The organism is Phenylobacterium sp. (genome assembly GCF_036495085.1).
Taxonomy (GTDB): Bacteria; Pseudomonadota; Alphaproteobacteria; order Caulobacterales; family Caulobacteraceae; genus Phenylobacterium.
In genome coordinates this window covers 22295-31477 of record NZ_DASXNL010000161.1, presented here as the reverse complement: position 1 = coordinate 31477, position 9183 = coordinate 22295, and the positions used below count along the sequence as shown (strand labels likewise).

The window sequence follows — 9183 nt, the reverse complement described above, 5'->3', positions numbered from 1 at the left end:
GGCACCCGGGCCTCGAACTCGCGCTCACCGACGCTGGTCTGATCGTTCTTGGTGAGCGCGGCGTGCAAGCGGACGACCACCAGCGGCGGCGCTTTGGGGCCGGAGTCGTAGCGCGCCTCGAAGTTGCGGACGTCAATCCGCAGGGCATAGCCGAACCGGCCCTGCTGACCGCGGGAGAGCAGCCGCACAGGACTTGCGTCGAAGGCCTGCACCACCGCCTGGCTGAAGAGCACCTCGGCGGGCGCGACCCAACGGCTCTGCGCAATGTAGGCCGCCCTGCCGCCATCGACCGTCAGGATTCGGTCATCGGCCGCCTCGCTCTGGAACGCGCCGTTGGTGCGGTAGACCGCGACCCCAGACTGAGCGGGCGCCGTCGTCGGCGCGGTAGCCGGCGAGGCCGTGCCGAACCTGTAGAGCTGGGCCGGGGCGGTCTTCGGAAGCAGCGTGATACAGCCGGTGAGCCCAAGGGCGCAGGCGGCGACAGCGACCAGGCGGAGCAACGGGCGGATCATGGCTTCACCTTTATTTCTTCGGCTGCGGGCTTGCCGAGCGCGCCGCTCGGGCTTCGCTGTATCTCGTTCACCAGCCGCTGAAGCGACTCCACCGCCGTCTGCAGCTGAACGATCGCCGCGGTGATCTGCGGCAGGCCCGTATTGGCGAAGTCGGACGTCGGCCCTTGTAGCTTGTCGACCAGAGCGCGGAGATCCTTGGCCGTATTCTTGGCCTCCTCGGCGGCATCGGCGATCGACTTCACGCCGCGCCGACCGTCGGTGTCGACGATGTTCTGGGTCGAGGCCAGGATCGCGTCGGCGCGTTGGGTGGCCGCGTCGAGGTCCTGGATCAGCTTCTGCGCGTCGGCGACGATCGCCTTGCGCTCGCGAAGCTCGGCGCTGATCGCCTGGGCGTCGGAAAGCGTCGCGGAGAAGGTCTTGATGTTCTGGTCTGACAGCACGCGGTTTACGCGGTCCAGCGCCTCGATGGTTCGTGTCAGCACCGTGCCTCCGCCCTCGAGGAGGTCGGCGAGCGCGCTCCGTTGGCTATTCAGGATCGGGATGCAGGGGTTCAGCCCCTTGGCCTCGCACCTGGCTTTTTCCGCGATCTTCAGAAGCGGTTTGGAGGGCGTGCCGGCGGTGATCTGGATGTAGTTCACCCCGGTGATGCCTTGCGGCTCGAGGGTCGCAAAGGAATCGACGCGGATCGGCACGTCAGAGGTCACCCGCGCGCGCGCGATCACTCGGCTCGGATTGGTCCGGTCCAGCGCGATCTTCGTCACTTCGCCGACCTTGATGCCGTTGAAGTGCACTTCGCCGCCTTGGTTGAGGCCCCGCACGGGGCCGTCGAAGACGATGTCGTAGAGGTCGTACTCCTGGGAAAAGGAGATCCGGGCCAGCCAGACGACAAAGACCACCAGGCCGACGAACAGGATCAGCGATGAAAGGCCCACCAGGGCGTAGTTGGCGTTCTTTTCCATCAGGCCTCTGCCTTCACCTTGGCCGCGCTGGCGGCCCTGCCGCGTGGGCCAAGGAAATATTCGCGGATCCAGGGATGGTCCGCATGTTCGAGTTCCCGCACCGGCGCGGTGGCGACCACCCTCTTGTCGGCGATGACCGCGACGCGGTCGGTGATCTCATAGAGGGTGTCGAGGTCGTGGGTGATCATGAACACCGTGAGGTCCAGGCTGTCGGAGAGGTCCTTGATGAGCTCGTCGAAGGCCGCGGCGCTGATCGGGTCCAGGCCCGCCGTCGGCTCGTCGAGGAACAGGAGTTCCGGATCCAGCGCGAGTGCGCGTGCGAGGCTGGCGCGCTTGCGCATGCCGCCCGAAAGCTCCGAAGGCTTCAGGTCGCCCGCCTCGGGACCCAGGCCCACCAGCGTGATCTTCAGGTCCGAGAGGTCGTAGATCTCACGCCGGGTCAGCATCGTGTGCTCGAAGAGCGGGGCGGCCACGTTCTCGCGGATCGTCAGGTTCGAGAACAACGCGCCTTGCTGGAACAGCACCCCCCAGCGGCGTTCGATGGCGGTCCATCGGCGGCTGGACGCATGCTTGATATCTTGCCCGAACACCCGGACCGTCCCCGCCTGCGGCGCGCGCAGTCCGATGACCGTGTTCAGCAGCACTGACTTGCCGGCGCCGGACCCACCGACCACGCCCATCACCTCGCCGCGAAGAACGGTGAGGTTGAGGTTGTCGTGGACGACGGTGTCGCCGAAGGCCGAACGCAGGCCGCTCACTTCGACCACCGGTCCTTCGGTGTCGAGCAATTCATCGTCGGATAGGTGGTTCTCGTCGACGCTGGTCATACGTTCAGCTTCATGAACAACAGCGCAAAGGCTGCGTCGATCATGATGATCGCGAAGATGGCGTGCACGACCGAGGCGGTCACCCGCCGGCCGAGGGATTCCACGTCGCCGCCGACTTCCAGACCCTGACGGCAGCCAATACCTGCGATCACCATCGCCATCACCGGCGCCTTGGAGAGGCCGACCCAGAAATGAACCGCACCCACATTGTCGACGATGCGCTGCAGGAAGAAGGTCGGACCGAGGTGTAGCACCGACCAGACCACCACCATGCCGCCGAAGAGGCCCGCCAGCGTGGCGACGAAGGTCAAGAGCGGGATCGTCAGCAGGAGCGCAAGGAAGCGTGGCAGCACCAGGGCCTCGAAGGGGTCGACGCCCATCACCTGCATCGCGTCGATCTCCTGGTTCATCTTCATCGAGCCAAGTTCCGCGGCGAAACTCGAGGCCGAGCGGCCGGCCAGCAGTACGGCGGTAATGATGATGTTGAACTCGCGCAGCACCGCGATGCCGATCAGTTCAACCGCGAAGACCTCGGCGCCGAACTGGCTCAGCATGTTGGCGCCCAGGAGACCCACGACGGCCCCGATGAAAAACGAGGTCACCGCGACAATAGGAATGGCGTCGAGGCCGGCGCGCTCGGCCAACGAAAAGATCGCCGCCCAGCGAATGCGTTTGGGGTCGGTGAACAGGAACACCGCCGTACGCGCGACGACGACAAGCAGGTGGCCGAGGAAGGCCAGCGTGTCGATCCACTCATAGGCGACGTTCACCACGCCCTTGCCGATGCGCACGGTGAGTTCGTGGAAACCGCGAGGCGGGTTGGCCAGCACGGGCTTTACCCGCACCGCTGCGCCGACCAGTTCCAGCAGCCGTTCGTTCTGCGGCCGCGCAAGCACGGTCTTCAAGTCGAAGGTGGGGCCGGCGGCCCGCACCAGGGCGAAGGCCCCGGCGGTGTCGAGGCGGCGCACCTTACGGATGTCGACGGAGAAATCGCTGTGTGACCGCATAGCCTGGGCGAGGCGGCTCGGCGCCTCGCCTAAGGTATTGGCCGTCCAGTCGCCGACCAGCGAGACGATCGCTCGCCCGCCCTCGTCTCGAACGCTGAACTCAGCCGGCTTCTCCACAGTCTTTGGGGCTCCGATGTCTGGGAGGTCGACTTTCGAGTCGCACTCCTCTGGGAGATGTGAGCCTAACAGAGGCGGCGCGTCGCTCGAACGTCTTACGGCGACGCCTGTTCCGCTTTTGGTCTTTTGTGGCCGTTCTGCGCAGAAAGGTCCCCCATGGCCAAGCTAGGCCCATTTTTGGTCAAGGCCGGGAGTCAGCATGCGTCGCGGCCCCTTGCCGGGGCCGAAGATCGTGTTGCCCCGGGGTGGAGAGTTTCGTTGACCCGTCAGTATGAGCTAGCCGGAAAATCCGGCGCCCGATATCGCTACACCCCTCTGGAGGAGGCGCGCTTCCTGCCGCCGGCGGGGGCCAATTTCGTCATCGCCAAGATGACCAAGGAAGGCCCCACAGTCGTCTACGCCGGCGAGACCGATAACCTCGCAAATCAGACTTGGCGCGTTGCGCTCGAGAAGGCGCGCGCCGCCTACGGGGAAGCGGCGGTTCTCACGCGTCTGAACGTAACGCGCGCGGTTCGCGAAGCGGAGCGCTCAGATCTCATCGAAGAGCACCAGCCGCCGATGAACCAGGGCAGCGGACGGCCCCGGGCCTGACAGCGATCTGGCGCAAGGCGCCAGGGGCGGCCATGCTTACGGCATGGAGCGGCCTGTCATCGTGATCTTCGGCGCTGCCGTCTTGGCTGACGGCCGGCCTTCGCCATCGCTTCGCCGGCGGATCGGCTACGGAGCGAAGGCCGCGCTGGCGTGGCCGGCCGCGCCAGTCCTCTGCTGCGGCGGCGTCGGCGTGGTTGGCCCCTCCGAGGCTTCGATCATCGCAGACGGGCTGGTCAGCCGCGGGATCGCGCCCGAACGGCTGATCCTGGACGAAGCCAGCCTCGACACCCTGCAAAGCGTCGTCGCCGCGGCGCGCTTCGTGCGCGAGCGCGCCCTGGAGGGGTGCGTCGTCTGCAGCGACCGCTATCACATCCCCAGGATCCGTATGCTGCTGGCTGCGCTCGGTACAAGGAGCAAGAGCGGCCCCACCGCCCCCGGCCTTGGCGGCACGCGCCCCTACTACTGGGCGAAAATGCATCTGCGCGAGGCGCTGGCCATCCCCTACGACCTGGTGATCGTGCTTGCGCGCCGCGGCTACTTCCGCTCGCTCAGCTAGTCCTCGCCAAACTTGATTTCACTGCTGCCGGCCGGAAGCTCGATCGTCATCCCGTCGCGCGACAGCCGCCAGTCGAGGGGGCCGCCGCTATCGACTGACGCACCTGGGGGTCGCAGCGGCGCAACGGGGACGGGGCCTTGCGTTCCTCGCCGAAGCCAGCCGCACGATCTGGGGCGGGGATGTCGGTAACTGGCATGAGGGCGGCCACCTGGCGGGGGGCGGCCGAGCGTGCGGGCCTCGATTTCACCGAGATGTCCGCCGCGGTCGACGCCGATCCGAAAGTCTTCGCCGCCATCGTCGAAGAAAACCAAGTCGCCCAGCGCGCGGCTGGTCATTGGGATGTCCCGATGATGGTGTTCGGTGGCGAGGCCTTCTTCGGCCAGGACCGCTTCGACCAGCTGAAGTGGCGCATGCGGCACCAGGGGCTTAAGGCACGGACCTAACCGCAGCGAACTTCAGGCCTTGTGGTTCGTTCCGGCGCCGACGCGGTGGCGCAGCATGTGCATCTCGTAGAGGTCGCTGCGGCTGAAGCGCAGGTGCGGCTGGATCGCGTGCCGGGCGGCATGGCCGATCGTGCGGCCAAGCTGGTGCAACCGCTGGAACTCAGCGTGCTCGGCCTCGCCGACCTCGGGCCGTTCTCCGCGCTCGAACGCCAGGATGATCTCTTCGGCGCGAAGCACGAGCATCAGCTGCAGCTCGATCCATGCCCCGACATCGGCTCGAATGCGGGGTGGAAAGCGCTGCGCCGTCGCAGTGATCGCCCGCCCGTCCTCGGTGTCGGCAAATCGGCCCGCCCGGATGTCGGCGAGCATCCGGGCGTGGCCTTCATGATCGTGCTCCAGCCATTCGTGGGCCGTCGCCCCGCCCCTCGAGAAGACCGCCAAGAGGGTGATCGGGATGACCACCATAGCGGCCAGCATCGCCAAGAGTGGGTCGCCAGGCAGATGATTGAATGCCGAATGGATGGCGATCGCCACCATCAGGCCCGGGAGGAACACCCACGGATAGAGCCGCGAGTGGCGGCCCTGGTGATGGGCCTGGTGCTCGGAAAATTCATGGGTGATCACGGCGAAGAGGGCGGTCGCGCCGCCGTGCATGACCGCCGTCCCGAACCCGCGCACAATCCAGACGCCCAGGTTCGCCTCGCGGAAGAGCCACAGATAGTAGCCGTTCTCGAACACCGAGAAGCCTGCGCCGACCGCGAAGCCGGCGATTGCCGCATCGAGCTTGAAGCCCACCCGGTCCAGGGCGAAGAGGCCGACGATGATCAAACCCTTGAGCACTTCTTCGATGACCGGCGCGACGTAGCGGCTGTAGTCGGTAAAGCCGATCGGCAGGCCATCCATGACGTGCCCGTTGACGGCATAGCTGAGCGCGGCAAGGGCGGCGCCTGCAGCGGCGTAGGCGAGCACGCTGCCTGGGCTGACGAGCCGGAAGACGTCCAGGCGTTCGAAGACGACCAGCAGCAGGATCACGGGCGCGAGCGCTACGGCGAGCTTGAGTAGGAGCGCGGTGTCCATCAGAGGATCTTGAGCGAGACCATCGCTTCGTTTCCCTTGTGGCGACCTTCCTCGAAGCCCGCCGCACCGCCGAGGGAAAGCACCATCGGCAGGCGCAGCGCAAACGTGAAGTTGAAATCGAGCTGGGCGCCCAGCGTCTCCAGGGTGCGGGTTCCGCCGGCGCCCGGGTCGAGCGCCATGACGCCGCCGAAGAGCGCCGGGCGAAGCGAGCTCAGGAAGAGGCTCGGTCGTCCGACCTCGGCGAACCGGACCGGCGGCAGGTTGAGCTCGAGCAGCGACTTGCCGAAGCGCCGCCCGGCGAGTTCGTCGATTCCGAAGCCCGGGAAGCTGCCGTATTCGCGGTAGCGCTTCACCTCGCCGTTATCGACGTAGTTGTTGCCGAAGCCGCCGAAGTAGAAATTGCTCAGCGGGTTGGTCTTGTCGCCGCCGCCGGCGCCAAGCGCGTTGTAGAGCCAGATCGAGGCGTGATTGACCGGCAGCGGCGAGCCGAAGTCGAAGGTTCCGTAGAGCTTGGGGAAGAAGTCTCCGGACCCGAAATCACCAGCGCTCAGCACCGACCACCTCACGCCTTTCTCATAGTCCAGCGCGCCCAGGCTTTTTTCGGTCGCGGTGTAACGCAGGCCGATGAGGCCCGAGACCAGGTTCTTCGAGGTGGTCGGGATGTTCTGGGCGAGCGGCAGGGTGTCGAGCCCGCGAAAGGCGGCGAGGTCGGCCACGAAGTCGAGCTGGTTCGGAGGGTCGTAGATCAAGGCGTTCTTGTAGCCCACCAGCACCGCATCGCCCCGCCGGCTGCGATAGGTGGGGCCGAAGAGGTCATAGAAGTCAGCGCCGTTGTGCCAGTAGCGCAGGCGCCAGCGCAGGGTCTTGTATTCCAGGTTCACATGCAGCCGCTCGTCGCTGGGGACGTCATCCGCGGGTGAATATGAGACCGTGGCCATGAGCTGGTGGAACTGCAGCGGATCCTCGAAGATCGCGTGCACGCCGGCGGCCACGTCGCCGCGGTAGCCCTCGATGATCGGATAGATGGAATCGAGCTTCATCTCCCGGGTCGGAAGGTACTTGCCTCGCTCCAGGACCAGGCTGTCGAGGGGCACGTTCGCCGGAGATCCCACGGCCCACTGCTTGACGATCGGATGCTTCGCCGCGACCTCGGCGCCCAGGAACTTGATGGATCCGAGGTCCTGCAGGGGCGCCGGATCGATCACCCCCGGGGCGAAACCTGCGCCGGTGTACTCATAGACCACCAGCTTGCCGTCCGCGCGCGGGATCGGCCGGAAGAACCCGGTCGAGGCGTTGGAGACCGCCTCCACCTTCTGCGTGGCGATCTCGTAGCGGTAGATATTGGAAACGCCGGTGTAGTAGCTCGAGCCGAACAGGAACCTGCCGTCCGGTGAGAAGACAAAGCCCTCCGGGGTGGATGCGCCCAGGGTGAACTGCGCCTGGGGGTGGATCTGCCCGACGTCGAGGTCGGCGATACGGTAGATGCGCACCGACTGCTCGCCGTTCACCTCACCGACGGAGGCCGACAAAAGCGTCCCGTCGGGCGAGATGTCGAGGTCGAACGGGATCTCGCCATAAGCGAAGGTGTGGACCTGGGTCCAACCTTTGTAAGGGGGCTCGAGCTTCACCAGCGTCACCAGGCCGTTGAGGTGGCGCAGGCCCCAGAGTGTCTTGTCGCGCGGGTTGAGGGCGAGGTCGCCGATCCGGGCGTCCTTGAGCAGCGTGCGGCTCTTGCCGCTGGCGACGTCGAGCTCCATCAGCTCGCGGAAGGCGTAGTTGTCGGTCGTGTAGTAGGCCTTGTTCGCCGTGACGTCGTAGGCGAGCGAAGTGACCCGATAGAGCATCGCGCCCTTGATGTCGGCCAGCCGGCGGATGTGGCCGTCGCCGAATGAGAGGACGCCGACGTTGGCGATGATCCCAGGCGCCCGGAACGCGCCGATCAGGCCCTGTCCATCCGGGGTCAGGAAGGCGCGCGAGATGGATCCGAGGCCCGTTTTCGCCAATGGCTGGATGGGGGTCGCGGGATACGTCCGCACTTGGGCAAGGTTCGCGGTCTGAAAGACGTGCTCCCAGGCGATCCAGTCTCGCCAGGCCTTATCCAACGAGCGCCCGAAGACCCGCTCGAACTGGGTCGAATAGTAGCCGGCCGAGCCCTCGTCGCGGCGGAGCCACGCGATCACCTTCTCGGGTCCGTAGACCAGCGCCAGGTAGGAGAAGAACCGCGTCCCGTAGAGATAGTCGTTGACCCCCACCTGGAAGTCGATCGACGTACCCTCCGCTTCCAGGCCCAGCGGCGAATAGAAGGTCGCGTTGTCGCGGACCATCGCGCGGAAGACCATCTCGTCGTAGCCGCCCTGGGCGCGGCCATAGCCGCCGGCCATCCAGGTCTCCATGAAGACCGCCGAGCCTTCCAGGTACCAGCGCGGCGAGTTCACCCGCGGCGTGGCCAGGAAGTTGTAGAGGATCGACTCGGGATGTTCCTCGATCGGCATCGGCTTGCCGTGGAACAGCCTGCGCCACCTGGCGTCCGTCTCGTTCCAGACGTCCATCGTCGCCACGTGCACCGGCTCGTGGTTCAGGAGGGTGAAGAAGCGCTCTCCCGGGCTGAAGGTCTCGAAGGTCTGTGGGATCGGCGCCACGTCCAGGAGGATCGCGTTGTTGGGCGTGACCCGGGCCGCTGCGTTCCCGTAGTCGGAGAAGTCCTTCAGGAGGACCGTCGTGCGCTCCCAGGGCTTCCAGCCGAACAACTGGCGCTGGAAAGCCATGGAGTGCTCGAACGTGCGGGCGATGTAGGGCGTAAGGTAGGTCTGCGCCGGGTCGAAGTAGAGCAGCGACATGTCGGCGGTCTTGATCGTCGACAGGTCGATCTCTGCGGCGCTGTGGGCCTTGGGCGGCCCCGGCTGGTGGGGCCCTTGCTTCTCGACCCCAGGCTTCTCGACAACAACGGGCGGGGTCTCTGCAGCGGGCGCCGGCGCCGGCGCAGGCTCCGCCGCGGCGGCCAGGCCCAACGCCCACCAAGCCACGGCGACAGAACCCAGCCGCCAAACTCCAGTCACCATACGCCCCCCAACTCAGACGCGCCCAGGCCTACGCG

The 9183-nt window shown here is 66.3% G+C and carries 9 protein-coding genes; 3 read left to right on the top strand and 6 right to left on the bottom strand.

The genetic code is table 11. The features are described from left to right. The 4 genes from VGI62_RS18085 to VGI62_RS18070 form a co-directional block, all read right to left on the bottom strand. Positions 1-512 (bottom strand): ABC transporter (locus VGI62_RS18085; RefSeq protein ID WP_331505941.1); only part of this gene is annotated, 512 nt, incomplete at its 3' end. Then, the gene (locus VGI62_RS18080) at positions 509-1471 is read right to left on the bottom strand and encodes an MlaD family protein (protein ID WP_331505940.1); all 963 of its coding nucleotides are present in this window, start codon (positions 1469-1471) and stop codon (positions 509-511) included. The genes VGI62_RS18085 and VGI62_RS18080, both read right to left, overlap by 4 nt. Then, positions 1471-2298, bottom strand: a complete 828-nt coding sequence (locus VGI62_RS18075) for an ABC transporter ATP-binding protein (RefSeq protein WP_331505939.1) — start codon at positions 2296-2298, stop codon at positions 1471-1473. The genes VGI62_RS18080 and VGI62_RS18075 overlap by 1 nt, the downstream gene beginning before the upstream one ends. Then, positions 2295-3422, bottom strand: a complete 1128-nt coding sequence (locus tag VGI62_RS18070) for an ABC transporter permease (protein ID WP_331505938.1) — start codon at positions 3420-3422, stop codon at positions 2295-2297. The genes VGI62_RS18075 and VGI62_RS18070 overlap by 4 nt, the downstream gene beginning before the upstream one ends. A gap of 258 nt (positions 3423-3680) precedes the next feature. Here VGI62_RS18070 and VGI62_RS18065 point away from each other — a divergent pair, with 258 nt between their 5' ends. The 3 genes from VGI62_RS18065 to VGI62_RS18055 all read left to right on the top strand — a co-directional run bounded on the left by VGI62_RS18065 (position 3681) and on the right by VGI62_RS18055 (position 5012). Then, positions 3681-4013 carry a hypothetical protein gene (locus VGI62_RS18065; protein WP_331505937.1) on the top strand — a complete coding sequence of 111 codons (333 nt, stop codon included), beginning with the start codon at positions 3681-3683 and terminating at the stop codon, positions 4011-4013. A 43-nt stretch (positions 4014-4056) separates the two neighbouring features. Further along, a complete protein-coding gene (locus VGI62_RS18060; RefSeq protein ID WP_331505936.1) occupies positions 4057-4569 on the top strand; it encodes a YdcF family protein in 513 nt (170 codons plus the stop codon). Between the two features lie 194 nt (positions 4570-4763). Further along, positions 4764-5012, top strand: a complete 249-nt coding sequence (locus VGI62_RS18055; RefSeq protein ID WP_331505935.1) for a DsbA family protein — start codon at positions 4764-4766, stop codon at positions 5010-5012. A 12-nt stretch (positions 5013-5024) separates the two neighbouring features. Here the strand turns inward: VGI62_RS18055 and VGI62_RS18050 are convergent, their stop codons facing one another. Together VGI62_RS18050 and VGI62_RS18045 are read right to left on the bottom strand one after the other, a co-directional pair. Continuing rightward, positions 5025-6089 carry a PrsW family glutamic-type intramembrane protease gene (locus tag VGI62_RS18050; RefSeq protein WP_331505934.1) on the bottom strand — a complete coding sequence of 355 codons (1065 nt, stop codon included), beginning with the start codon at positions 6087-6089 and terminating at the stop codon, positions 5025-5027. Next, entirely contained in the window at positions 6089-9148 is a 3060-nt protein-coding gene (locus VGI62_RS18045) for a hypothetical protein (protein ID WP_331505933.1), read from the bottom strand. The genes VGI62_RS18050 and VGI62_RS18045 overlap by 1 nt, the downstream gene beginning before the upstream one ends. Positions 9149-9183: the final 35 nt, after the last annotated feature.

Bases quoted from the DNA above. Each gene is read 5' to 3' on its own strand.
- VGI62_RS18080 (WP_331505940.1), bottom strand. From the start codon at position 1,471: ATGGAAAAGAACGCCAACTACGCCCTGGTGGGCCTTTCATCGCTGATC.
- VGI62_RS18075 (WP_331505939.1), bottom strand. From the start codon at position 2,298: ATGACCAGCGTCGACGAGAACCACCTATCCGACGATGAATTGCTCGAC.
- VGI62_RS18060 (WP_331505936.1), top strand. From the start codon at position 4,057: ATGGAGCGGCCTGTCATCGTGATCTTCGGCGCTGCCGTCTTGGCTGAC.
- VGI62_RS18055 (WP_331505935.1), top strand. From the start codon at position 4,764: ATGAGGGCGGCCACCTGGCGGGGGGCGGCCGAGCGTGCGGGCCTCGAT.
- VGI62_RS18050 (WP_331505934.1), bottom strand. From the start codon at position 6,089: ATGGACACCGCGCTCCTACTCAAGCTCGCCGTAGCGCTCGCGCCCGTG.
- VGI62_RS18045 (WP_331505933.1), bottom strand. From the start codon at position 9,148: ATGGTGACTGGAGTTTGGCGGCTGGGTTCTGTCGCCGTGGCTTGGTGG.